Source organism: Variovorax sp. OV084, from assembly GCF_900111625.1.
Taxonomy (GTDB): domain Bacteria; phylum Pseudomonadota; class Gammaproteobacteria; order Burkholderiales; family Burkholderiaceae_C; genus Variovorax.
Genome location: NZ_FOII01000016.1, coordinates 92,047 through 116,295 on the forward strand (window position 1 = coordinate 92,047; position 24,249 = coordinate 116,295).

Genomic DNA, 24,249 nt, shown 5'->3' on the forward strand with positions numbered 1-24,249 from the left:
GGGTTCTAGACGCTCTGCAGGCGCACGTCGTTCGCAGGAATGGCGTTGAGCTCGGCCCAGTCCATCTCTTCTTCCAGCTGGTGGTAGGCGTCGTCCTCGATCTGCCCGCTGTGGCGCAGTGCTTCGAGCGCCTGCCGTTGCGCGCGGATCGCCACGGCGCGCAGCCGGTCGTGCGCCGTCTTCGCCTGCGGCTGGCGCTCGTCTTGCGCCAGCACGCGCGCCGCGCGGTATTCGTCGCGCACGGCGTCGGCCTCGCGGCTTTCTTCGGCTTCGAGGGCCGACAGCGCCGCATCCATCATCGCGGTGCGCGCGAGCGACACCTCCTTGTCGAGCGATGCGTCGGGCTCGATCTTCAATGCCCTGATCAGCGGCCCGATGGTGAAGCCCTGGATCACCAGCGTGCCCAGCACGACTGCGAATGCGCTGAGCACGATGAGGTCGCGCCCCGGAAAATCCGCCGGCAGCGCGAAGGCCGTGGCCATCGTCACCAGCCCGCGCATGCCCGACCAGCCGACCAGCAACCCGATGCGCCTGGACGGCACCGGAATGTCGTGCCCCTGGGCGATCAGGCGCAGCTTGTACGTGCGCATCGCGGCCCCGTAGATCTGCACCCAGACCACCCGCACCGCGATGACCAGCACCAGCACGAGGCCGGCGAACTGCAGGGCATGCACCAGCTGCGGTCCTGACAGCCTTTCGAGGATGCTGCGCGCTTGCAGCCCCATCAGGAAGAAGGCCAGCACGTTGAGCGTGAACACCACCGCGCCCCACACCGCGTAGGAGTGCACGCGGTCGCGCGGCGCATGGTGCTTTGGCGCGAACTGCCCCAGCGTCATGCCGAAGGCAACCACCGAGATGATCGGCGACAGGTGCAGCCGCTCGGCCACGATCCACGCGCCGAAGGTCATCACGAACTGGAAGATGATGGCTGAGCGCGTGCCCGCGAAGAGCGGCGAGCCGAAGTGGATGTTGAGCTTGGCGAACGCGAAGCCGACCAGCGCACCGCCCGGCACCGCGACCAGCAGCATCGGCAGCGAACTCGTCATGGACACGTGCGCGGCGCCGGCTGCCGACACCGCCACGCCGAATACCAGCAGCGCCACTGCGTCGTTGAGCAGGCTCTCGCCGTTGATGATCGAAAGCGTGCGCCGCGGAATGCGGAACTGCTGCATCACCGCAGCCGCGGCCACAGCGTCGGGCGGCGCGACGATGGCGCCGAGCGTGATCGCGGCCGCCAGCGGCAGGCCCGCGAAAGCCCAGCCGGCCCATGCGACCACCGCCGTGGTCAGCAGCACCGCCACCAGCACCAGCGAGATCAGCGGCATCCAGTTGCGCCGCAGCTCGCGTGGAGAGATGTCGAAGGCTGAATCGAGGAGGGCAGGCGCGATGAATAGCGCCAGCGCCAAGTGCGGGTCGAGGCTGATGTGCGGCACCCAGGGCATCGCGCCCAGGCACACGCCGGCCAGCGCCAGCATCGACGGATAGGGCAGTGCGAGGCGCCGCGAGAGCTGCAACAGCAGGCAGGCGGCGATCAGCATGACCAGCACGTTTTCGAAGATGTCCATCGAGGCCCTCGGTCTGGGTGTTGTTTTCCCCGAATACTAAGAGGTGGATCCATCTACGCCCGATGAAAAGAAAAGGGGCCCGGTTGCGGGCCCCTTTTCATCAGGCTGTCGGGACTATCAGGATTTCACGAACGCCAGCAGGTCGGCGTTGAACTTGTCCTTGTGCGTATCGGTCAGGCCGTGCGGTGCGCCGGGGTAGACGATCAGCTTGTTGTTCTTCACCAGCTTGGCCGAGGCCAGGCCGGCAGCGCCGATCGGCACGATCTGGTCGTCGTCGCCGTGAACGATGAGCGTGGGCACGTCGAACTTCTTCAGGTCTTCGGTGAAGTCGGTTTCCGAGAACGCCTTGATCGAGTCGTAGGTGTTCTTGTGGCCGCCCGCCATGCCTTGCACCCACCACGAGTCGATGAGGCCCTGCGACACCTTGGCGCCGGGGCGGTTGAAGCCGAAGAAGGGGCCCGAGGGCACGTCCTTGTAGAACTGCGAGCGGTTCGCGAGTTGCGCGGCGCGCAGGCCGTCGAACACTTCGATCGGCAGGCCGCCGGGGTTGGCGGCGGTCTTCAGCATCAGGGGCGGCACGGCCGAGATCAGCGCAGCCTTGGCCACCCGCTTGGTGCCGTGGCGGCCGATGTAGCGCGCCACTTCGCCGCCGCCGGTCGAGAAGCCGACCAGGATCACGTTCTTCAGGTCCAGCGTCTCGATGACGGTGGCGAGGTCGTCGGCGTAGGTGTCCATGTCGTTGCCGTTCCAGGGCTGGCTGGAGCGGCCATGGCCGCGGCGGTCATGCGCCACGGTGCGATAGCCCTGCGATGCGAGGAACAGCATCTGCGATTCCCAGCTGTCGGAGTTCAGTGGCCAGCCGTGGCTGAACACGACGGGCTGGCCGGAACCCCAGTCCTTGAAATACAGCTGCGTGCCGTCCTTGGTGACGATGGTGTTGCTCATGGTGCGTGTTCCTTTCAAAGAACGATGGATGGCGCCTTGGTTCGGCGCAGAAGTGGAGGCGGCGGACGCCGCCTGGGAAAAGCCGGTCCCCACGAGGGCCCCGGCTGCGACGGAAGCGCCACCGACCAGCAGGCTGCGGCGGGTCGGGGTGGCGGTGGGGTTCTTGCTGTTTGCGGACATGGTGCGCTCCTTGAGTGACGTGGTTGAGATGAGTTTTGTATCGTATGAATTAATATCGCATGCGATGTAATTGGCCTGAAAAAACAGGAACGGCGAAGCGGCAGCGCATCACGCGTTCCTGTCGAGGCTGGCGCGCAGACCCAGCAACTGGGTGCGCAGCGCGCCGATCTGGTCGGGAGACAACTCCATGGCCTGCGCGACGCAACCCGGCAGCCCCTGCGCCTTGGCGCGCAGCGCACGGCCACCGGCCGTGAGCGACACGATGACCTGGCGCTCGTCCCTGGGCGAACGCACGCGCTGGATCAGTCCGCGGGCTTCGAGCCGCTTGAGCAGCGGGGTGAGGGTGGTGGTCTCGAGCGACAGGCGGGTGCAGATTTCGGAGACGTTGATCTCGTCCTTTTCCCACAGCACCAGCATGACAAGGTATTGCAGGTAGGTGAGATCCAGGTCGCGCAGCAGGCCGCGGTACACCTTGTTGAGGCTCAACATCGTCGAGTAGACGGCGAAGCAGAGCTGTTCGTCCAATACCAGTGAATTGCTCGCAGGGGCGTCGACGGGTTGGGCGGTGGAGCGCTTGGCAGGCATGGGCGAATATTAAATCGCATGCGATCTAATGGCAAGCAATATTTCTCCGGCCGCGCGAACCCTTCAGTCCGGCGATCGGCGATAGGCCCCGGGCGGCGTTCCGAACTGGCTCCTGAAGCAGCGGCTGAAATGGCTCGCATCGCCAAAGCCGTTGCGATAGGCGATCTCCGAAACGCTCAGGTGGTCGAGCCGCCGGTTCTGCAGTTCGTCCTTCGCGCGCTCCAGGCGGCGCACCTTGAGGTACGTGCCGTACTGCGTGCGCTGCATCTCGAACAGGCGGTGCGTGAGCCGCTTCGAAATGCCAAGCTCCTTCGAGACCGCATCGACCGACAGCTCCGCATCGCCGAGGTGCGCCTCGATGAACGCTACCAGCCGCTGCCAGCGGTCGCGCTCGCGGCGCTTGCCGTCGGCCGCGTCTTCGGCGACCGATTCGCCCATCGATTCGCAATAGGTCGCGGCCAGCAGCGAGACGAGCGACTGCTCCGAAAAATACGCCAGCGCCGGCGCAGCCTGTGCCGTACCGGGAAACACATGCCCCATGTGCGCGCGGGCGGCCTCGGCCAGGCGCGAGTCGGCCTGCGCGATCGAGGGCACGAAGCGGTCGTGCAGGTCGGCATAGATGCCGAAGAACCGGTCGGAGGGCAAGCGCAGCATCACCAGCTTGCCGGGCGAGGTCAGTGTGCAGGTGGAGGGAAGCCGGGTGGTGCGGAAGGTGATGTCGCCCTTGCGGAAGGGCATGCGCCGGCCGCCCTGGTCGATGGTGCCTTCGCCTTCGACGGCAATCATCGCGAGCACGTCGCCCGTGCCGCCCATACCTCCGGTGGAGGCCAGCGCCGTGTCATGGCGAACCGCCAGCGGCGTCGAGGCGAAGCTGATGGCCAGCCCGCCACCCACGAGGCGGCAGGCTTCGAGGCTCATGCGCGGGTTGCTGTCCTGCACGCTCAGTTCGCCGGGGTAGACCAGCGAATCGAGTGCGTTCGAGTAGCCCTGCACGTCGCCCGGATAGAACGGGCGGAAGCAGGGCGCGAAGCTCAGGCCGGATGCTGCTGTGTCGTGGTGCATGGGTGGGGCTCCTGCCGTTGGCCCGCACGCTTCGTGCCAAGCAGGTGCAGTCGGATGCAGTCTAGGCGGCCATCCGTTGGGCAGGACTTAAGACTTTCCACTAGTTGGCACGCTGGATCAACCCGCGTGCGCCCACGCGCAAGAGCAAACCGCACACCGCTTCTTACATTGGCCGCACCCCGCCGATGCAAAGGAGCCACAGCGTGAACGATACGAGCCCAGGAACCCACGACACCCCCGCGCCGTCTCTCGACGGCCTCAGCTACGGCAACTGGAGCGAGGCCGAAAAGCTCGCGCTCAGCTGCCGCATCCTCGCCAAGGAAGGGCACTCCGAAACCCTGGCCGGACAGGTCACCGTGCGCCAGCCCGACGGCACCTTCCTGACGACACCTCTCGCGCATGCCTTCGCCGAGATCCGCCCGCAGTCGGTCATGCGCATCGACGATTCGCTGCGCGTGCTCGAAGGCCGCGGCGTGCCCAACCCCGCGGTGCGCTTCCACCTGTGGGTCTACAGGCGCAGGCCCGACGTGAACTGCGTGATCCACACGCACCCGCCGTACGTCTCGGCGCTGTCGATGACGGGCGAGCCGCTGCAGATCGCACACATGGACGCCACGCCTTTCTTCGACGACTGCGCGTTCCTGCCCGAGTGGCCCGGCCTGCCGATTGCCGACGTCGAGGGCGAGATCATCTCCGCAGCCCTGGGCAAGAAGCGCTGCGTGCTCCTGGCCAACCACGGCTTCCTGGCCGCCACGGCGACCATCGAGGAGTCTCTCTACATGTCGGTGCTCATCGAGCGCGCGGCGCGCAACCAGTTGATCGCGCAGTCGGCCTATGGGCGGCTCAAGCTGGTGGATCCTGTGCTGGCGAAGGAGTCGCACGACTTCCTTCTGCAGCGCAGCATCGTCAACGCCAGTTTCGCGATGTTCGCGCGACAGATCACGCAGGAGCAGCCATGAACAGCATCGCCTCGCCATTGCAGGCACAAGCGGCTACCACCGTGGAGAGAAAGCACCAGAGCGTGTGGAAGATCGGCGCCGCCACCATGGTCGGCACGGCCATCGAGGCCTTCGACTTCCTTGCCTACGGCACGGCCGCGGCGCTGGTGTTCAACAAGCTCTTCTTTCCCAACTTCGACCCCACCGTCGGCACGCTGGCGGCCTTCGGCACCTTTGCGAGCGGCATGCTCGCCCGGCCGCTGGGCGGCATCATCTTCGGGCACTACGGCGACCGGCTGGGCCGCAAGTCGATGCTCACGCTGAGCCTGCTGCTGATGGGTATCTGCACCGTGCTGATAGGCCTTTTGCCGACCTACGAATCGATCGGCCTGTGGGCCGCGGTGCTGCTGGTGCTGCTGCGCATCGGGCAGGGCCTGTCGTTCGGCGGCGAGCTCGGCGGCGCGATGCTGATGGCCGTGGAGCATGCGCCGCCCAAATGGAAATCGCTTGTCGGCAGCATGCCGCAGATGGGCGCACCCATCGGCGTGCTGCTGTCGTCAGGCGCCTTCGCGCTGGTCACTCAGTTGCCCGAGGCCAGCTTCCTGAGCTGGGGCTGGCGGCTGCCGTTTCTTGCGAGCGCGGTGCTGATCGTGCTGGGCGTGTTCATCCGCATGAAGGTGCAGGAGTCGCCCGAGTTCATGCAGGTCAAGGTTCAACAGAAGACGGCGGCGCTGCCGGCGCGCGAGGTCGTGGTGGCGCACCTGAAGCCCTTGCTGCTGACCATCGGCGGCAAGCTGGCCGAGGTGACGCTGATCTACACCATTCTTGTGTTCTCGATCTCGTATGCGACCAGCCGCCTGGGCTTCTCGCGCTCCGATGCGCTGCACGCGCTGATCGCCGGCTCGACCGTGATGGTCTTCACCATTCCGGCCAGCGGCTGGCTTGCCGACAAGGTCGGCGCGCGGCGGCTCTACGTGTTCGGCGGGCTGCTGCTGGCGGTCATGGCGGTGCCGCTGTTCCAGGCCATTGGCAGCGGATCGCTCACGGCGTACACCGTGGCCATGGTGGTGGCACTGTCGATCAACTACCCGCTGATGTTCGCGCCGCAGTCGAACCTGTATGCGGCGCAATTTCCGGCCGAGCTGCGCTATTCGGGCATCTCGATCGGCATCCAGTTCGCGGCGGCCATCGGCGGCGGGCTTGCGCCGATCATCGCGGCCACGCTGGTGGCGAAGTATTCGAGCATCGTGCCGGTGGGCATCTATGTCGCGGTGCTCGGTGTGGTGGCCGCCGTCTCTGCCTGGCTGATGCGCCCGACCGCGAACGAATGAGCGAAGTGACCGTCGTCAGGAGTGCCCGTCCACCCGCATCTGGAAAAGGAAGTAGGGCGGTATGCACGCGCCGCGCCCTTCGGGCTGGCCCTCGGCCTGCGCGCAGATGTAGTCGTCGCGGCAGGGCTGCTGCACCGAGCAGCTGCGCAGGTTGCCGGGCCGCGTGTGCTTCGCCAGGCATTCGCCGAAGGGCTTCTTCGCGGCGAGGCAGCTGTTGAAGTCGCTGAGGATCGCGATGCCGCCGCAGGTGCCGTTCTTGTCGCCCGGATCGCAGGGGCCCGAGCACATGCCGCCCGGAAAGCCGACCGAGGTTTTCTCGCACACGGAGAGCATGCCTTCGCAGGAGATGCGCGGCAGCTTCTCGGCACGGTCCAGCCATGGATTGGCGGATGCGGTGATGCGGGTGGGTTCGCAGCGCGCGCCGACCGTCGGCTTCTCGGCCACGGCGTTCGCATCGTCGGGCTCGGCCAGCGGGCGGAACGGATCGGGCCGCGGCGTCGACAGCGAGGCCCGCACATAGGTGCCGCGACGTGCCAGTTCGTCTTGCACATGCGGCGAGTGCGGCACCGCCAGCGCGTTGCCCGTGGTGAAGGTCCGCGATGCACCGCGCCGGTCTACTCCGAGCAGGTGAAAGCCCGCGACTGCGCGGCTCTGGTGGCAGCCCGCGCAACTCAGGTCGTCGAGGCGGCGCAGCACTGCCTGCGGTGATTGCAGCGTTCGGCTGCCCTGAACGGCCTGCCATTCGCCTGGCGCGAAGAGCTGCTCGAAGGGGCGGTTCGCCAGCCGTTCGAGCCCACGCGGCGCGACCGAGACGGCTTCGGTCGCGAGGAATTTCTCGGGAATCTGCAAGGTAGCTTCGTCCAGCGCGCGCAAATTGGCGGGCTGCTGCAGCCATTGCTGCAGTTCCCTGCGCAGAGGGGCGCTGGCCTTGAGCTTCGCGATGTCGGGTGTGTTTTCCAGCGGTGCAACGTCGAAGCGCTTCGCGCCTGCATTCCAGCGGAAGGCGCGCAGCATGTATTCGGCATGGCCGCCCAGATCGGGCCGCACCGCCGAGGGCCAGCGAACGCTCTGCAGGTTGGTCGTGACCTGCGCGATGCGCGCGAGCGCCAGGCGCTGCGGCGCTAGCGGACCATTGGCCGACACCAGCCAACGGCCCGTTGCCTCGTCGGTCATCGACGCTTGCGGCGGCTGCCAGCGCTTCGCTGTGCTCGCGCAACTGCCATCGGCATCGGGCGCATCGCCGCGCAGCTCGACGTTGACCATCATCGGCAGCCGCGACTGCATCGCGGCGGTGCGATAGGCCAGGCGGTACACCAGCCGCGTCTCACCGCATGCGTTGCTCTGGAAGGGCCGCCGGTCCATGCGGTTGGCGACGCCCACCAGTTCGAAGAAGGCATCGGGGCTCGCAAGCCAGCGCGCATCGAACAGCCGGTGCGGATATTTGGAGATACCGACGCCGGCCTGCCTGTCGCGCCGCTGGAGGCTGGAGAGGCTCGCGCTCAGCGGCTCGGCGATGGAGCGCCAGGCGGGCGAGCGCATCAGGGCCTGGTTGGTGGCGATGCCGTCGCTACCCGGCGCTTCGCCGGTCCAGTGCGCAAAACCTGCGCCGGACTTTTCCGCGGCCTGCAAGACGGCGGGCGACGTGACGAGTAGCACCGGCTCGGCCGCGGCACCAAGGGCGAACGCCAGCGCGAGGCCGGCAGTCAGGCTGTGTTTGAAGGTCGGCACGCGGGCGATTGTGCCGCGATGAGCCGCTCCGCTTGCGACCGCCGCCTCAACGGCGCGGCGAGATATTCAGCGTCTTGCAGAAGTCGTAGAAGGCTTCGAGCTGCAGTGATTTGTCGAACACCGCATCCACGCCCGCGGACAGCGCGCCTTCGCGCACCTCGGAGGTTGCGTAGTTCATGAGAACCACCGTGCGCTGCGCCGGCGACTTGTGCTCCTGCAGGTACTGCGCCACGGTGAGCCCGTTGCCTTCGGCCAGGAAGATGTCGATGACGGCCGCGTCCCAGCCTTCGGGGTTTTTCTTGAGCCAGTCGATGGCGGCGCCGGAGGTGGTGGCGGTGCCGATCACATTGCATTCGGAAAATTCTTGCAGCCCGTCGGTCAGCGTGGTGGCGATCAGGGGGTTGTCTTCAATCAGATAGATACGGGTCATCGGGGTCATCGTGCGGAGCCGGGAGCTTCTCGTTGTGTTCGTTCGGCTTGTCTCGGCCGAGGCGGTCATTGTGTCTGCCGACGGGGTGGGGCGAGTCGGACAACACCGTCATCTGTCGTAGCGGGATCACTGGCGTACAAGACGCGGCGGTGTATGCGGCCATATCGTGCGGCGGTCTTGAACTTGTCCACATCCGATGCCGCAATCTTTTACGCCTCCTTTCACATCCTCCGGCCGCAGCGCGCTTGTGCAGGCACCGCCCTGGCACTACGCCGGCTGGCTCGTCAACGTAGCCTTCGAATTCGATGCCGCGCTTGGTGCGGCGCTGGTGCCGGCCGAGCTCGGCACGGCCACCGGCAAGGGCTGCGTCCACTTCGCCGACTGGCAGGCCTGTGGTGACGATGGCCGCGAGCTGCTCGACCCCGTGTACGCGCAGTACCGCGAGACCATCGTTGTGCTCGAAATCGCGGCAAAGCCGGGCGTTGGCGATGCGCGCTTGTGCTTCTATTGCCCGCTGATCTACGTGGACCAGGACATCTCGCTGCTGCGCGGCTGGCTCCAGGGCTGGCCCAAGAAGATCGGCCAGACCTGGCTCACGCGCAGCATGCCGCTGATCCATCCGGCGGCTGCGCCGTTGTCGGCCGGCAGCCAATTGGGCGCGAGTCTCAGCGTGAAGGAGCGACGGCTCGTCGACGCTTCGGTCACGCTGTCGGGCGAGAAGGCCGGGCGCCTGGGTTTTCTGGCGGCACCGACCATCGGCGCCATCGGCTGGCCCGACCTGACGCAGCCGGGCAGCGTGGCTGTGCCGCGCTATCTGCGCGCCGACATCATCGACCGCGTCGAGTCGGGTTGGGCCGGTGGCAGTGCGACGCTGCGGTTCCACGATCACCCGGTCGAAGAGCTGGCGCTGCTCGGACCTGTGGACGCCACGACCGCCAGCGCCGGCTGGATGGGCATCACGGTGCGGGGGGCGCTACCCTTGGAGGGATGAACCCGCGTACAAGCTCACCCGCCTCGCATGTGATCGGCCTGCCGATGGAAGACGGCGCGCAGGTCGAGGCGATGTTCGCGGCCGACCCCAAGGCGCGCTTCGAGTTGCATTGGCATGCAGAGTGGAGCGTTGGCGCAATCCTTGAAGGCCGCTGCGAATTCACCTGCGCCGGCGAGCGGCAGGTGGCGCAGGCGGGCGACCTGGTGCTGATGGCGCCCTTCATGCTTCACACCGCCGGCGTGAGCGCGCAGGGCTTTCGCATGGTGATGCTGTATGTGCCGCACGTCTGGGTTGGCGCGCGCTTCGGATGGCCGCAGGGCCAGCGGGGTGTGCTGCGCCGGAGCGTCTGGCAAGACGCGGCCATGGTCGATGCACTGGCTGTCACAGCGCTGGCGGAAGACGGTGCGCAGGTCGGCCGGCTCCTGGAGCAGGTTCTTGGAGCGCAGACCAGCGGCGAACTGGTGGCGGTCGAACGGCATGCGGGCGACGCGCGCGTGGAGGCCGTCTGCGACGCGCTGGCGACCGAGGATGCCTGCCGCATCGATCCGGGCGCGCTGGCCCGGCGGCTGGGCATGTCGCGCGAGCACTTTCATCGCCTGTTCCGCGTGGCCGTCGGCGTGACGCCGGCGCACTATGCGCGGCTCGCGCGCATCGGCAGGGCCAAGGCGCTGCTGCGCGAGGGGTGCGCGGCGGCCGACGTGGCGGCGCAATGCGGCTTCACGGACCAGGCTCATTTCTCGCGCTGGTTCCGCCGCTGCTTCGGCGTGACGCCGGGCAACTACATGGCACGTACATAGCGCCCCGGCGGCATCCCGACATACCGGGTGAACGCGACGTTGAATGTGCTTGCGGAGCTGTACCCCACGCGCTGCGCAACTTCGGCAATGCCAGCTTCCTTGCGCCGCAGCAGGTTCTTTGCCATGGCCATTCGCCAGGCAAGGAGGTATTCCATCGGCGCGACACCCACTGTGCGGCTGAAGCGCTCGAAGAACGTCGAGCGCGAGAGGGCCGCCTCTTTCGCCAGCTGCGCAACTGTCCAGGGCCGGGTCGGGCTTTCGTGCATCTGCCGGATTGCAACCGCGAGGCGCGGATCGGCAAGCCCGCGAACGAGGCCTGGCGATGCCGCAGTTCCCGCAGTGGACCGGAGGGCTTCGATGAAAAGCACTTCGAGAAGGCGCGACAGGATGACGTCGCGCGCGGGCCGCTGCTCGCGGGACTCTCCCACCACCAATTGCACGAGGGCAGCCAGCCGGCTCTCGTCGCGAACATGGATGAGTTCCGGCAGGAGCGTTACCAGCAGGGCCGCATCCGGCGAGCCGAAGACGCAATAGCCCACCAGCAAGCGAACGTCGGGCGGACCGCCTGGATTGCCATGGCGCGTTTCACCCTCGAGGAAGGAGACGGTCGACGGATCGATCCCTTCGGATGTCGTCGGCGCCTCGAGGCTCGACATCGTGAAGCCATGCGCCGAGGGGATCAGTACAAAGTCTTTCTCCTGGAGGGTGATCGGCTCCTGGCCGTCGACCTCGAGGCGGCACGACCCCTCGACGATCACGCAGTAGAAGGGCCGCCCGGCTTCCGAACGCCGGACGGTCCAGGAGCCCGCGCCGCTGACGATCTTGGAGAGCTGGGCACCCGGTTGAAGCAGCGAGACCACCTCAGTGAGCGGATCGATCATGGTCGGACTATTGAACGATAAATGCGGACGATGGATTGTAGAAAGTCCGGCCTGCGAAGCCTAATCTTCTCGGTATTGCAACCACTGATGGAGTCCCCATTGAAGACCGTTCTGATCACCGGATGCTCGTCCGGCTTCGGCCTCGAGACCGCCAAGTACTTCCTCGAGCGCGACTGGAATGTCGTCGCCACGATGCGCACGCCACGCGAAGACGTTTTGCCCCGTTCCGATCGCCTGCGCGTGCTCGCGCTCGACGTCACCGACCCTGAAAGCATTCGCCAGGCCGTGGAGGCCGCGGGGCCAATCGACGTGCTGGTCAACAACGCAGGCATCGGATTGCTGGGCGTTCTCGAAGGCAGCTCGATGGAGCTTGCCCGCGAAATCTTCGAGACGAACACGATGGGCACGCTGATGTTGACCCAGGCGGTGCTGCCTCAGTTCAGGCAACGCAGGGCAGGTGTCATCGTGAATGTATCGTCGAGCACCACGCTGAAGCCGCTCCCGATGCTTTCCGTGTACACCGCGAGCAAGGCGGCGGTCAACGCATTCAGCGAGTCGCTCGCGCTTGAACTCCGGCAGTTCAATGTGCGGGTGAACCTGGTCCTGCCCGGGCGGTCTCCCGAGACTCCCTTCAGCAAGAACGCACAGCCCCGGATGCAGGCGGGAATTCCGCAGGCGTACGCCGAGTTTGCGCAGGGCGTATTCACGGCAATGGGGCAATCGCCAGGGCCGGTCACGCACGCGCTGGATGTGGCGCAAGCTGTATGGCGCGCGGCGAATGACCCGTCGTGCCCGATCCGGATTCCCGCCGGCGCAGACGCCGTGGCGCTGGCCGAGGCGTTGACCTGACATCGGACGCTCGCGTTGGCAGCGCAACCCGCCCGCGAGTGCCAATAAAAAACCAACACCGGCACCGATTTCAATCGGCAGGCAAGCAACGCTGCGGATCGATAAACGCGCCCGAAAACAGCAGCATCGTTACCAGCTGTTGTTCGTGAGCCTGTCGAACACATCTTGAGACCTGCCTGTGGGCATCGGCGCAAGCCGGGCGCTCGAAATGGCGCCGCCCTCGAATCTCCTGAGAACCTGAACAACGCACTGCGCCGGTCAGCCGGATCGGCCCTGCGTTGTCAATCTCCTTCACTCTAGAACCAATGTAGGAATCTGCCCCGATTCAGCGGCCGAACTGAATGGGAAGTTCGCACATCTTGTTTCTCACGGAAGCAGAACGGATTGCGGTTTAGACGTACTTTTATTGCACTGCAGCATCAAAAAAACGGGCCTCCGGGCTCGTGGTTCGACAGGGTTCTTCGGTCAAGTCCCTTTCATCAATGGGCGATGTGCCGGCACGGTTGCCGGTGCGCGCCGTCGACGTTTCAAGAGGTGGCTATGCGTGCGTCCAAACCGATTTCGTATCTGCTCTTTCGTCGCCCGGCGCGCATTGCCGGCACCATCGACCGCCGCGCCCGATCGCGGCCCGGTCGAAGTCGGCAGAGGGGTTCATTCGTTCCCAAGCTGGCGGCCTACGCGCTGCTGGCTTTCGTGCTGTGGCTCATGATCGCGACCTTGATCCAGCCGCTGCTGTCCGCGCAGGCGACGCGGGCCGTCCTGGAGGCGCCCGTGGGACTGGTCACCTCGCCGATCAACGGCGTGGTGACGCAGATGGCGGTGCATACGCGCGACGCGGTGGTGCCGGGCTCCCTGGTGGCCACGGTGCGCAATCCCACGGTCAGCCAGGAGATCCTCACCACGCTGACAACGCAGCGTCTTGCCTTGCAAAGCCAGCTGTCGCAGCTGGGCAATCAGTTCAAGGCCGACAGCCAGGAGATGAGGTCCGTCGGGCAAGAGGCCCAGGTTCACCGCCAGGCTTCCCTAGCCCAGACATGGGACGCATGGCAGATCGCCCAGCGGCAGCGCGACGTGGCGCACAGCGTGGTGGCCGAGCAGGAGAACAAGGTCCGCACCAACGAGGCATTGCTGAAAGAGGGCGCCATCAGCGAGCAGGTGATGAACGCGGCCGAGGCCCAGCTGAGCACAGCGCGCGCCAACGCGGCGGTGGCCGAGCAGGCCTTTGCCGGGCAGGCGCAGACCGTGGTGAGCGCGGGGCAGGGCGCCTTCGTGGGCACCGGGGGCAGCAACCTGTTCCAGACGCTCTCGAGCCGGCGCGAAGCATTGCGCAACAGCATCGACCGCGCCCAGCAGGACGGCACTGCCATCTTCAAGCAGCTCAAGCAGATCACACAGCTTGAAGACGATGAGCGCCGCCGCGTCGAGAAGCTCGCCGCGTACCAGGTCACGGCCACCCAGCCTGGCCTGGTGCACACCGTGCTGGCGCCCGAGGGCGCGTACGTCACTGCCGGTGCCTCGCTGGTGCGCGTCACCGATTGCAGCCGGATCGGCGTCGTCGCGGTGTTTCCCGCGCGGCTGGCCAAGCGGTTGAGCATCGGCTCCATGCTCGACGTGAAGATCGGCGAGAACAGCACCGCGTTGCCTGCACGTGTCGAGCAATTGCTGCCCGAGGCTTCCGAGGCGCTGCAGAGCACGTACAGCGTGCCCTTCCCCTATGCCGAGCAGGGCTCCATCTATGCCGTGGCACGCATCGAGGACAGCGGGGTGCAACAGGCCGAATCCCGCAGGCAGAGTCTCTGCGTGCCGGGCAAGGTGGTCTCCGCAAGCCTCAAGACCTGAGCACGGGCACGTTGCGCTTCTTCTTCAAGAGAACGACATGCCGATCTCTGTTTTTTCCCGCGCATGGATGCGGTGCATGCGGTGCGCCGTCGCATCGATGGCGCTGGCCTGCGCGGCAGCGGCGACTTCGGCGGCCCAGCCCGGCGCCACGCAGCAGGCGCTCGCACGTGACAGCTGCGACGGGTTGCGGCGCGCGGTCGCGCACGACCAGGCGGGCGTCGCGTCGGGGCCGTTGTTCCTCAACAGCTACAGGCCGACGGACGCCGGACAGGGCGAGCCGCCGTTCGAGTCCGCGCTGGCGGGCGCTGCCTTCACCTACGACAACGCATTGGCCGGCATCGCACTGCTGGCCTGCGGCGACCGTGCCGCCGCCAGGCGCATCGGCGATGCCGTGGTGCGCGCCGTTGCGCACGACCAGAACTTCACCGACGGGCGCGTGCGCAACGCCTATCGCGCCGGGCCTGTCACCGAAGAAAAGCCCGCGCTGCCCGGCCGCTGGGACGCAGGCCGCAAGCAGTGGATTGCCGACGCCTACCAGGTGAGCACCGCCACCGGCAACGTGGCCTGGGCCGCGTTGCTCATGCTGAACCTGTTCCAGGTCGAGCCGTCGCCGGCCTATCTGGCGACCGCACGCAAGCTGCTGGCCTGGACCGAGCAGAACACGCGCGCCACGAACGGCGTGGATGGCTACAACGGCGGGCGTTACGGTTGGGACAACGCGCAGCGCGCCCAGACCTGGAAGTCCACCGAGCACAACATCGACATCGCCATGGCGGCCGCCTGGGCTGCGCGTGCCGCCGGCCAGCAGGGCGGGCCGGAGCAACGACAGGCGCGCACAGCGCTCGACTTCGTGGGACGCATGTGGAATCCGTCGGAGCAGCGTTTCAACATCGGCACCAAGGAAGACGGCGCGACCATCTCCACCGAGAGCTCGGGCCTGGATGCGCAACTGTGGCCACTGCTGGCAGCGCCCGAGGGTTCCTGTGCCTGGGCCCGCGGGCTCGAATGGATGGAGAAGCACCATCGCTTCGAGGTGGGCTACGGCTTCTCGCGCAATCCCGACGGCATCTGGACCGAAGGCAGCGCGCAGGCCGCCGCCACGCTGGTGGCGCGCACAGGCTCGGCGCCCGAGGCGCTGTGGCAATTGCTCGCATCGCAACGCGCCGGCAACGGCCTGTACTACGCAACGCCGAGTTCGCGCATTTCCACCGGCCTGGCCATCGGCCCCGACTCGGCCGGCGCGGACTTCTACTACTACCGCTGGCCGCACCTGGGGGCCACTGCGTGGATCGCCCTGGCTGCCACGGGTTTCAACCCCTTCACCGGCAAGACCGCCGCACCGGGAGTCATTCCATCATGTCCAGCCTGATCGCCACACCGGAATTCCAGCTCAACGCACTCGTCGCGGGGCTCGCGTTGCTCCTGATGACCTGGGCCAGGGTCGATCGCATCACCCATCGCGCGCTGTTCGGCGCGCTGACCGCGCTGCTGCTGCTGCGGTACGCAGCCTGGCGCGTGGTCGCCACCATGCCGCCTTCGGACCTCGGCTTCGAAACACTGTTCGCCTGGGTGTTCCTTTGCTTCGAGATGACCGCCATCGTCTACACGCTGATGTCCATCCACATGCTGGTGAAGCGTCGCGACAACCAGTCATTGGCCGACCGGGGAGAGGCCCTGCTGCGTGCTCGCGGCGGGCAGGTGCCAGCGGTGGACGTCTTCATCTGCACGTACAACGAAGAGCTGGCCGTGCTGGAGAAGACCATCATTGCCGCCCAGGCCATCGACTACCCGCAGCTGAAGGTCTGGGTGCTCGACGACACCCGGCGCGACTGGCTGCGCGACTATTGCGAGCGCCGCGGCGTGCACTATGCGCGGCGGCCCGACAACAGCCACGCCAAGGCCGGCAACCTGAACAACGGGCTGCGCCTGTCGGCGGACGTGACCAATGCGCCCTACATCCTTGTGCTCGACGCAGACTTCGCGCCGCAGCGCGAGATCGTCTACCGCATGCTCGGGCTGTTCGGGGACCGCCGTGTCGGGCTGGTGCAGACGCCGCAGTTCTACTACAACGCCGATCCCATCCAGCACAACCTGCGCGCCACCGACAGCTGGGTCGACGAGCAGCGCGTGTTCTTCGACGTGCTGCAGCCGGCGAAGGACGCGGCGGATTCCGCCTTCTGCGTGGGCACGTCGTTCATCGTGCGGCGCGACCTGATCACTGCCGCGGGCGGCTTTCCGGTCGGCAGCGTGTGCGAAGACATCCACACCACCTACCTGCTGCTGCGGCACGGCCACGTCACGCGCTGGCTGGGCGAGCGGCTGTCGAACGGGTTGTCGGCCGAGAGCATCGTCGACTACATCAACCAGCGCAGCCGCTGGTGCCTGGGCACGGTGCAGCTCGCGTTGCTGCCCGAAGGGCCGTTGCGCGGCAGCGGCTACAGCCTCTCGGCGCGGCTGCATTTTCTGCACGGGGTGCTGCATTGGCTCGGCAAGCCTTTCATGGCGTTGATCGTGCTGGCGCCGGTGCTGTACTGGTATGCCGGCGTCTCGGTCTTTCACGCCACGCCGCAGGCCTTCGCCGCCTACGGGCTGCCGCCGCTCATGATGTTCTGGGCCTACAGCTACTGGATCAGCCAGCGGCGCTGTCTGCCCGTGTTCAGCGAGGTGAGCCAGCTCGTGGCGGCGATGGCCGTCACCGGCACGCTGGCCAGCGCGATGCTGCGGCCCTTCGGTCGCCCGTTCAAGGTGACGGCCAAGGGGCTCGATCGCACCAGGACCGTCGTGCACTGGAAGCTGGTCGCCGTGTTCGGCGGGCTGCTGGTTGCGCTGCAGGGCGGGGGCGCATCGGCTGTGATGCGCGGTGCGGCGCTCACGCCCGGCGACGAGCTCAATCTCGTGTGGACCGGCATTGCGCTGATCCTCTGCCTGGGTGCGCTCATCGCCTGCATCGACCTGCCCCGGCCGGAGCAGGAGGAGCGCTTCCCCTGGCGCGCTCGCACCCGTATCCGCACCGCGGCGGGAGAGGGCGATTCGCGCTTCGTCAACATCGCTTCGGACGGCGCACTGATGGAGGGGGGGGGCTTGTTCAAGCGCCTGCACATCGGACAGCTGCTGGAGGTCTACATCGACCCCGTCGGCTGGCTACCGGCCCGCCTTGCTGGCCGCAGCCGTGCCGGCGCCGAACTGCGGTTTGCCGGCACCGAGGCGCAGCGCGAGCACCTGGTGAGCCACGTGTTCAATGTGCCTCCGAGCCACGTTGCCGTTCAGGTGCGGCCATGGCGGGCCGCGTCGGCGCTGCTCGCGAGCGCGGGCTTCCGGTCGCCCGAAGCAGGGTTCGTGCGCCTGAGCCTGCGGCTGTTCCTGCTGGTGCTGGCGGTGTGCATCCTGCTGGTGGTGAGCGGATGCAATTTCACGCCGCCGCTCAAGCAGCCCGACCTGTCGATGCCTTCGCAATGGCCGGCCGGCGCGACGCGGCCGGCCGCGGATCCCGTGGACTGGCGCGGCTTCGTGCAGGACGACGAGCTGCGGGGGCTGATAGCAACCGCGCTGGATCGCAACCGCGACCTGCGCGTCTATGCCGCGAAGGCACGCGAAGCGCGGGCCGTGTATGCCGGAAGCCGCGCCTCGCTGTTCCCGCCACTGGGACTGTCGGCCCATGCCCAGCGGGCGCAGACCACGCCGCAGGGCTCGCTCAGCCCGGTCGGCAACCTGCCGTCCGACGGGAGCGTTTCCAACAGCTTCGACATCCAGGCCGGCGTGACCTCGTACGAGCTCGACTTCTTCGGCCGCCAGCAGAGCAGCGCGCAGCAAAGCGGCTCCCTGGCCGAGGCCGGCGACAAGGACTACGCGGCAGCGCGCATGAACCTGGTGGGCGAGGTGTCGAATGCCTACCTCACGTTGCGCGCAGACCGCGCCTTGCTGAGTCTGGCCGATACCAACGAGGCCGCGCTGAACGCCAATGCCGACATGATCGGACGCGCCAAGGCGGTCGGCGGTGCTGCGCAGCTGGACGTCTATCGTGCGCAATCGCTGTTGCAGAACGCCCGCGTGCGGCAGGAAGAGTTCCGCATGCGCGTCGCCCAGGATCTGCAGGGGCTGAACGTGCTGGTAGGCCAACCCGTGCCGCCGGACACGGGCGCCGCCCGGCCCTGGCCGCAGCGTTCCACCGCGCAGGTCGCGCCCGGGTTGCCCTCCAGCCTGCTGCAGCGTCGGCCCGACCTGCTGGCGGCCTATGCGCGCGTCGAAGCCGCCAATTCGGGCGTGGGCGCGGCCAAGGCCGCCATGCTGCCGACCATCTCGCTGACGGCCCTCACGGGCGGCGTCAGCCGGGAGCTGTCGACGCTGCTGAATGGCAGCAACAGCAGCTGGGCCGGTGTGCTGGGCGTGTCGTTGCCCCTGTTCGACTGGGGGAGCCGGTCGGCCAACGTCAAGGGCAACGAAGCGCGGCTCGCGGCAGCAATGGCCTCTTACGAATCCGCGGCGCAAGTGGCTTTTCGCGAAACTGCCAACGCCCTGATTGCCGACGACCATCTGCTCCCGCAACTCGAGGCGCAGCAGGCACGCGTGCAGGCGCTCGAGAAGGTGGCCAGCATTTCGCGCACGCGCTTTCGCAGCGGCATGGAGGACTACTTCTCCAGCCAGGACGCGCAGCGCGAACTCTATGCCGAGCAGCAGCAGCTGATCGAACTGCAACTCAAGGCGGCCGTGAACACGGTCAATCTGTACAAGGCCCTTGGAGGCGGATGGGGCAGTGCTGCTTAGGCGGGGGCTTGGCCGGGGGCGTCAGTAAGCCGCCCCGCCGCCCAGCAAGGCTCGCCGGGCGAGCAGGAAGGTCGCGGCATTCCAGCTCTGCCCGGCCATGCCCATGGGCGCCAGCGTCCGGCCGTGGAACCACTCGGTGAAACGCCAGTCGTCGAGCGCGTTGACCTGCGCCAGCTGAACGAGCTCGGACCAGGCCTGTTCATGCAAGCCCAGCCTGGCGAGCGCCATCACCCAGAAGCCGCCCACGAAGGGCCAGATGCCACCGTTGTGGTACTGGTGCACGATGTTCTGCTGATGGCGCCCCATGTAGGCCCGCCACAGCGGGTGCTGGCGCGACAGCGGATGCAGCACCACGCGCACGGGGTAGGGCTCGCCGGCATGCGCCTGCGTGATGGTGTCGACGATGCGATGTGCCATGGCCGGATCGGCCAGCCCGCTTTGAATGGCCAGCACGTTGCCGAACACGTCCCCTTCGTCGCCGACCACGGCCAGGTTGACGAAGCTGAGGTACAGGCCCGGGTCGCGCCGGCCGCGGCGCGCATAGTGCTGCAGCAGCCGGGCCCGGTGGTATTCGGGCAGGTCGCGCTGGAACGGATTGAACAGGTGGTTGAAATGGTGCTGCGTCTCCTCGGCATGATCGAGCGCATAGCGGCGCTTGACCTCATACCAGAGCGCGTTGCTGTACAGCACGTAGCCCGAGCGCGGCATGATGTCGGCCCAGTCGCTGGCTTCGTTCTGCTGCAGCAGCCGGAAGTGCTGGTGCTCCTGCGCCAGCAGCCAGTCGACCGCGCGGCTCACCTCGCGGGCCCAGTGCGACGGGCCGACCTGCCCATGGCGGCGCACGTGGTCCACGGCAATCAGCCACCACAGGGTGGCGTCGATGCAGCCCAGGTACCAGAAGTCGGCATCGCGCCCTTCGGGGTCGACGTATTTGGGAATCTGCCCGTTGGCCGCCTGTTGCGCCGCGAGCGCGTCGAGGCTGGCCACCGCACCTTGTTCCAGCGCGGGCACGCCGCTGCCGCACATCGCGATCACGCATATCGCAGCGTCGCGTCCGAAGATTCGCGTGTAGCGCCGGGCCTCGGCGGCCTCGGTCCGAAGCGCCGCGAGGATGCCGTGCGGCGTCAGGTTTCGTTCGAGAAGCGCGAGAGAAGCCTGCGAGCAGGTGTCGAGCAATGCGAGCGCGGGGGCATCAAGGTCGGTCATGAACACACATCGTGGCCTGGGGCTGTCTTTTTATCACCCGCCGGCGTGCGCACCGGCGGGCGACTCGGGCAACTCTCCGACACGGCGAGGCGGCGCAGACCGTAACCGCGGCGTGCCGCACGCCTGCAAATTGGCACAGGCCATGCGAGAACCGAAGTCGGTCTTCGAACAACAGTTCCGCAGGCCTTCAACAGGAGCGCCGGTGCAGTCGAACCATTCACTCCAGAGCGAGCGAGACGCTTATCTTTTCCGCGAGGGAACCCACTCCCGCCTGTACGACCTGCTGGGTTGCCACCCTCTGGAAGAGGGCGGCGCCCGGTTCGCGGTGTGGGCGCCGAACGCGGAGTCCGTCTCGGTGGTCGGCGACTGGAACTACTGGTCCGGCGACGCCGACCCGCTGGCACCGAGTCCCGACGGCACGGGCATATGGCAAGGGCAGGTTTCCCATGCCGCGATCGGCCAGGCGTACAAGTACCGCATCCGTTCCCGCCATGGCAGCTACACGGTCGACAAGGCCGACCCTGTCGCCTTCAGCGCGGAGCCGCCGCCCGCCACTGCATCGCGCATCTGCGAACTTTCTTACGAATGGGGTGACGCCGAGTGGATGGCCACGCGCGGGCCGCGCAATGCGCTGGACGCCCCCATGTCGGTCTACGAGGTGCACCTGGGCTCGTGGCGGCGCCGCGATGGCCTGTTTCTCGACTATCGCGAGATGGCGCACCAGCTTGCCGCCTACGTGAACGAGATGGGCTTCACGCACGTGGAGCTCATGCCCGTGACCGAGCATCCCTTCTACGGTTCGTGGGGCTACCAGACCACCGGCTACTTCGCGCCCACCGCGCGTTTCGGGTCGCCGCAGGACTTCATGTACCTCGTCGACCACCTGCACCAGCAGGGCATTGGCGTGTTGCTCGACTGGGTGCCTTCGCACTTTCCGACCGACGAGCACGGGCTCGGGTACTTCGACGGCACGCACCTCTACGAACACGCCGATCCGCGCCAGGGCTTTCACCCGGAGTGGAACTCCAGCATCTTCAACTACGGCCGGCCCGAGGTGCGCAGCTTCCTGGTGTCGTCGGGGCTGTTCTGGCTGAACGTGTACCACCTCGACGGGCTGCGCGTGGACGCCGTCGCGTCGATGCTGTACCTCGACTACGCGCGAGAGCACGGCGAGTGGATTCCCAACCGCCACGGCGGCCGCGAGAACCTGGAGGCCATCGACTTCCTCCAGACGCTGAACCGTGCCGTGTACCGCGAGCACCCCGACACGATCACGGTGGCCGAGGAATCGACCGCGTGGCCGCGCGTGTCACGGCCCACCGACATGGACGGCCTGGGCTTCGGCGAGAAATGGAACATGGGCTGGATGCACGACGTGCTGGCCTACATGAAGCAGGAGCCGGTCCACCGCAAGTACCACCATCACAAGCTGACCTTTGCGCTGGTGTACGCCTTCCACGAGAACTTCGTGCTGCCGCTCTCGCACGACGAGGTGGTGCATGGCAAGGGCTCGCTGCTCAACAAGATGCCCGGGGACGCCTGGCAGCAGTTCGCCAACCTGCGCGCGTTGTACGGCTTCATGTGGGCGCATCCGGGCAAGAAGCTGCTCTTCATGGGCGGCGAGTTCGGCCAGCGACGCGAGTGGACACACGACGGCGAACTCGAATGGTGGGTCTGCGAGCAGGAAGGGCACCGCGGCCTGCAGCGCCTTGTGGCCCAGCTCAACCGCGTCTACCGCGGTGCGCCCGCGCTCCACCAGGTCGACTTTTCGTCCTCGGGGTTCGAGTGGGTCGCGGCCGACGACACCGACACGAGCGTGTTCGCCTTCCTGCGCAAGGCGAGCGACGGCAGTCCGCCCTTGCTGGCGGTGAGCAACATGACCCCGGTGCCGCGCACCAACTACCTGCTCGGCGTGCCGCTGGGCGGCCACTGGCGCGAGCTGATCAACACCGACGCGGCGGAGTTCGGCGGGGCGGGCTGGGGCAATTTCGGGGGCGTCGAAGCGGCGCCCGTGCGTTCCCATGGCCGCAGGCAATCGGTGTGCATCACCTTGCCGCCGCTGTCCACGCTGATCCTGGAGCACCGTCCCTGATGAAGAACATTTTCTCGACCAAGCCCGCCCCCACAGCGGCCGGAACCGACATCGGCTTCGACGACGGCGCGGTCCGCGCGGTCATCGACGCCGTGCTGCCGTGCGTGGACAACGGCCGCTTCCCGGTGAAATGCGTGGCCGGCGAGCGGGTGCGGGTTCGCGCCCATTGCTTCACCGACGGGCACGATGTGCTGCGCGTGCAGCTGTGCTGGCGCGCGCACGACCAAGCCCAGGCCGCATTCCGCGAAGTGCCGATGAAGTCGCTCGGCAACGACGTGTGGGAGGCCGTGTTCTCGCCGCCATCGATCGGGCGCTACGTCTACACCGCAGTCGCCTGGGTGGACCCGTTCGAGTCGTGGCGCAGCGAGATGACGCGGCGCGTCGACCCCGATGACGTGCGCATTGCCGCGCAGGTCGGTGCGCTGGAAATCGCTGCCGCCGCCGCGCGCGCCGAAGGCGCCGACCGCACCGCGTTGAACCGCTGGGCCACCGAGCTCGATGCCGTGGCGGCCAGCCCCGCGTACGACGTCGTCTCGCTGAAGGCGCTGGCGCTCGACGACGAGTACGCCGAGCTGGCGCGCCGCCATCCCGACCGCCGACATCAGGTGCGCCACCCGGTCGAGCTGCCGCTGGTCGCCGACCGCGAGCGCGCGCGCTTCAGTACCTGGTACGAGCTGTTCCCGCGCTCGACCGGCCCCGCGCCCGGCGTGCACGGCACCTTCAGGGACGTGGAGGCGCGCCTGCCGGCCATTGCCGCGATGGGCTTCGACGTGCTGTACTTTCCGCCGATCCACCCCGTCGGCCGCGAGCAGCGCAAGGGCCCCAACAACGCGCTCGAAGCCGCTCCCGGCGACGTGGGAAGCCCGTGGGCCATCGGTGCGGCCGAAGGCGGGCACAAGTCGATCCTTCCGGAGCTTGGCACCGAAGAAGACTTCAGGCACCTGCTCGCACGCGCGGCGGAGCACGGCCTGGAGATCGCGCTGGACATCGCCTTCCAGTGCGCGCCCGACCACCCCTACGTGAAGGCGCACCCCGACTGGTTCCGCTGGCGCCCCGACGGCAGCGTGCAGTACGCCGAGAACCCGCCCAAGAAGTACCAGGACATCTATCCCTTCAACTTCGAGTGCGAAGACTGGCGCGGCCTCTGGGCCGAACTCAAGAGCGTGTTCGACCACTGGATCGCGCAGGGCGTGCGCATCTTCCGCGTGGACAACCCCCACACCAAGGCCTTTCCGTTCTGGGAGTGGGCCATCGGCGAGGTGAAGCGCGTGCACCCCGACGTGATCTTCCTGGCCGAGGCCTTCACGCGGCCGAAAGTGATGCACCGGCTCGCGAAGCTGGGCTTCTCGCAGTCGTACACCTACTTCACCTGGCGCAACACGAAGGAGGAGTTGCAGGAGTACTTCACCGAACTCTCGAGCGGCCCCGGCGTCGACTACTTCCGACCCAACGCGTGGCCCAACACGCCCGACATCCTGCACGAGCAGCTGCAGGCCGGCGAGCCCGCCATGTTCATGTCGCGGCTGGTGCTGGCCGCCACGCTCGCAGCCAACTACGGCATGTACGGGCCGGCCTATGAGCTGCTCGAGCACCTGCCGCGCGGACCCGGCAGCGAGGAATACCTTGATTCCGAGAAATACCAGCTGCGCCACTGGAACCACGACGACCCCGCAAGCCTCGCCCCCTTCATCGCGCGGGTGAACCACATCCGCCGCGAGAACCCGGCGCTGCACCGGGACAGGGGCCTGCGCTTCCTGCACATCGACAACGACCAGTTGCTGGCCTATGCCAAGGAATCGCCCGACGGCGACAACGTGATCGTCACCGTGGTCAACCTCGATCCGCACAACATGCAGTCGGGCTGGCTCGGGCTGGAACCCGGCAGCGTGGGCGTGCCGGCCGGGCGCAGCTTCCAGATGCACGACCTGCTCAGCGGCCAGCGCTTCACCTGGCAGGGCGACTGGCACTACGTGCGGCTCGATCCCCACAGCGTGCCCGCGCACATCTTCGTGGTCCGTCGCCGCCACGGCGACGAGCGCGACTTCGATTACTTCCTGTGAGGTCGCCTG

18 protein-coding genes are annotated in these 24,249 nt (G+C 67.2%); 10 read left to right on the top strand and 8 right to left on the bottom strand.

Annotated features, from left to right (window positions below):
- Positions 1 to 5 precede the first annotated feature (5 nt).
- The 4 genes from BMW87_RS27750 to BMW87_RS27770 all read right to left on the bottom strand — a co-directional run bounded on the left by BMW87_RS27750 (position 6) and on the right by BMW87_RS27770 (position 4,337).
- Positions 6 to 1,565, bottom strand: coding sequence for a cation:proton antiporter (locus BMW87_RS27750; RefSeq protein WP_093080407.1), 1,560 nt, complete (start codon positions 1,563 to 1,565; stop codon positions 6 to 8).
- A 117-nt stretch (positions 1,566 to 1,682) separates the two neighbouring features.
- On the bottom strand, positions 1,683 to 2,510 hold the full coding sequence (locus BMW87_RS27755; protein ID WP_093052466.1) for an alpha/beta fold hydrolase: 828 nt from the start codon (positions 2,508 to 2,510) through the stop codon (positions 1,683 to 1,685).
- Positions 2,511 to 2,798: 288 nt separating this feature from the next.
- The gene (locus BMW87_RS27765) at positions 2,799 to 3,275 is read right to left on the bottom strand and encodes a MarR family winged helix-turn-helix transcriptional regulator (RefSeq protein WP_093080409.1); all 477 of its coding nucleotides are present in this window, start codon (positions 3,273 to 3,275) and stop codon (positions 2,799 to 2,801) included.
- Between the two features lie 63 nt (positions 3,276 to 3,338).
- Positions 3,339 to 4,337, bottom strand: a complete 999-nt coding sequence (locus BMW87_RS27770) for an AraC family transcriptional regulator (protein ID WP_093080412.1) — start codon at positions 4,335 to 4,337, stop codon at positions 3,339 to 3,341.
- Between the two features lie 203 nt (positions 4,338 to 4,540).
- Between BMW87_RS27770 and BMW87_RS27775 the strand changes: the two genes are divergently transcribed.
- Together BMW87_RS27775 and BMW87_RS27780 are read left to right on the top strand one after the other, a co-directional pair.
- Positions 4,541 to 5,296 carry an aldolase gene (locus tag BMW87_RS27775; RefSeq protein WP_256216937.1) on the top strand — a complete coding sequence of 252 codons (756 nt, stop codon included), beginning with the start codon at positions 4,541 to 4,543 and terminating at the stop codon, positions 5,294 to 5,296.
- Between the two features lie 86 nt (positions 5,297 to 5,382).
- Positions 5,383 to 6,606, top strand: coding sequence for an MFS transporter (locus BMW87_RS27780; RefSeq protein WP_371258864.1), 1,224 nt, complete (start codon positions 5,383 to 5,385; stop codon positions 6,604 to 6,606).
- Positions 6,607 to 6,621: 15 nt separating this feature from the next.
- Here the strand turns inward: BMW87_RS27780 and BMW87_RS27785 are convergent, their stop codons facing one another.
- Positions 6,622 to 8,334 carry a hypothetical protein gene (locus tag BMW87_RS27785; protein WP_256216938.1) on the bottom strand — a complete coding sequence of 571 codons (1,713 nt, stop codon included), beginning with the start codon at positions 8,332 to 8,334 and terminating at the stop codon, positions 6,622 to 6,624.
- A gap of 46 nt (positions 8,335 to 8,380) precedes the next feature.
- Positions 8,381 to 8,764, bottom strand: coding sequence for a response regulator (locus BMW87_RS27790; RefSeq protein WP_093052451.1), 384 nt, complete (start codon positions 8,762 to 8,764; stop codon positions 8,381 to 8,383).
- A 196-nt stretch (positions 8,765 to 8,960) separates the two neighbouring features.
- Between BMW87_RS27790 and BMW87_RS27795 the strand changes: the two genes are divergently transcribed.
- Both BMW87_RS27795 and BMW87_RS27800 read left to right on the top strand, forming a co-directional pair.
- Positions 8,961 to 9,755, top strand: coding sequence for an acetoacetate decarboxylase family protein (locus BMW87_RS27795; RefSeq protein ID WP_093080419.1), 795 nt, complete (start codon positions 8,961 to 8,963; stop codon positions 9,753 to 9,755).
- Complete coding sequence (locus BMW87_RS27800; RefSeq protein WP_093080422.1) at positions 9,752 to 10,552, top strand: helix-turn-helix transcriptional regulator; 801 nt, start codon at positions 9,752 to 9,754, stop codon at positions 10,550 to 10,552. Before BMW87_RS27795 ends, BMW87_RS27800 begins: the two co-directional genes overlap by 4 nt.
- Here the strand turns inward: BMW87_RS27800 and BMW87_RS27805 are convergent.
- A complete protein-coding gene (locus tag BMW87_RS27805) occupies positions 10,534 to 11,433 on the bottom strand; it encodes an AraC family transcriptional regulator (protein WP_093080425.1) in 900 nt (299 codons plus the stop codon). The genes BMW87_RS27800 and BMW87_RS27805 overlap by 19 nt on opposite strands.
- Before the next feature lie 99 nt (positions 11,434 to 11,532).
- Here BMW87_RS27805 and BMW87_RS27810 point away from each other — a divergent pair, with 99 nt between their 5' ends.
- From BMW87_RS27810 to BMW87_RS27825, 4 genes are all read left to right on the top strand, one after another.
- Positions 11,533 to 12,282 carry an SDR family oxidoreductase gene (locus tag BMW87_RS27810; protein WP_093080428.1) on the top strand — a complete coding sequence of 250 codons (750 nt, stop codon included), beginning with the start codon at positions 11,533 to 11,535 and terminating at the stop codon, positions 12,280 to 12,282.
- Positions 12,283 to 12,822: 540 nt separating this feature from the next.
- A complete protein-coding gene (locus BMW87_RS27815; protein WP_093052436.1) occupies positions 12,823 to 14,121 on the top strand; it encodes an HlyD family secretion protein in 1,299 nt (432 codons plus the stop codon).
- Positions 14,122 to 14,158: 37 nt separating this feature from the next.
- On the top strand, positions 14,159 to 15,490 hold the full coding sequence (locus BMW87_RS27820) for a hypothetical protein (protein ID WP_093080430.1): 1,332 nt from the start codon (positions 14,159 to 14,161) through the stop codon (positions 15,488 to 15,490).
- Positions 15,478 to 18,882 (top strand): efflux transporter outer membrane subunit, encoded by a 3,405-nt coding sequence (locus BMW87_RS27825; RefSeq protein ID WP_093080433.1) that lies wholly within the window; start codon positions 15,478 to 15,480, stop codon positions 18,880 to 18,882. The genes BMW87_RS27820 and BMW87_RS27825 overlap by 13 nt, the downstream gene beginning before the upstream one ends.
- Before the next feature lie 21 nt (positions 18,883 to 18,903).
- On the opposite strand, the gene BMW87_RS27830 is transcribed toward BMW87_RS27825, so the two are convergent.
- Positions 18,904 to 20,088 (bottom strand): amylo-alpha-1,6-glucosidase, encoded by a 1,185-nt coding sequence (locus BMW87_RS27830; RefSeq protein WP_093080435.1) that lies wholly within the window; start codon positions 20,086 to 20,088, stop codon positions 18,904 to 18,906.
- A gap of 202 nt (positions 20,089 to 20,290) precedes the next feature.
- On the opposite strand from BMW87_RS27830, the gene glgB reads away from it, so the two are divergent.
- Entirely contained in the window at positions 20,291 to 22,180 is a 1,890-nt protein-coding gene (gene glgB, locus BMW87_RS27835; protein ID WP_093080438.1) for a 1,4-alpha-glucan branching protein GlgB, read from the top strand.
- A complete protein-coding gene (locus tag BMW87_RS27840) occupies positions 22,180 to 24,240 on the top strand; it encodes an alpha-1,4-glucan--maltose-1-phosphate maltosyltransferase (RefSeq protein WP_093080441.1) in 2,061 nt (686 codons plus the stop codon). Before glgB ends, BMW87_RS27840 begins: the two co-directional genes overlap by 1 nt.
- Positions 24,241 to 24,249 lie beyond the last annotated feature (9 nt).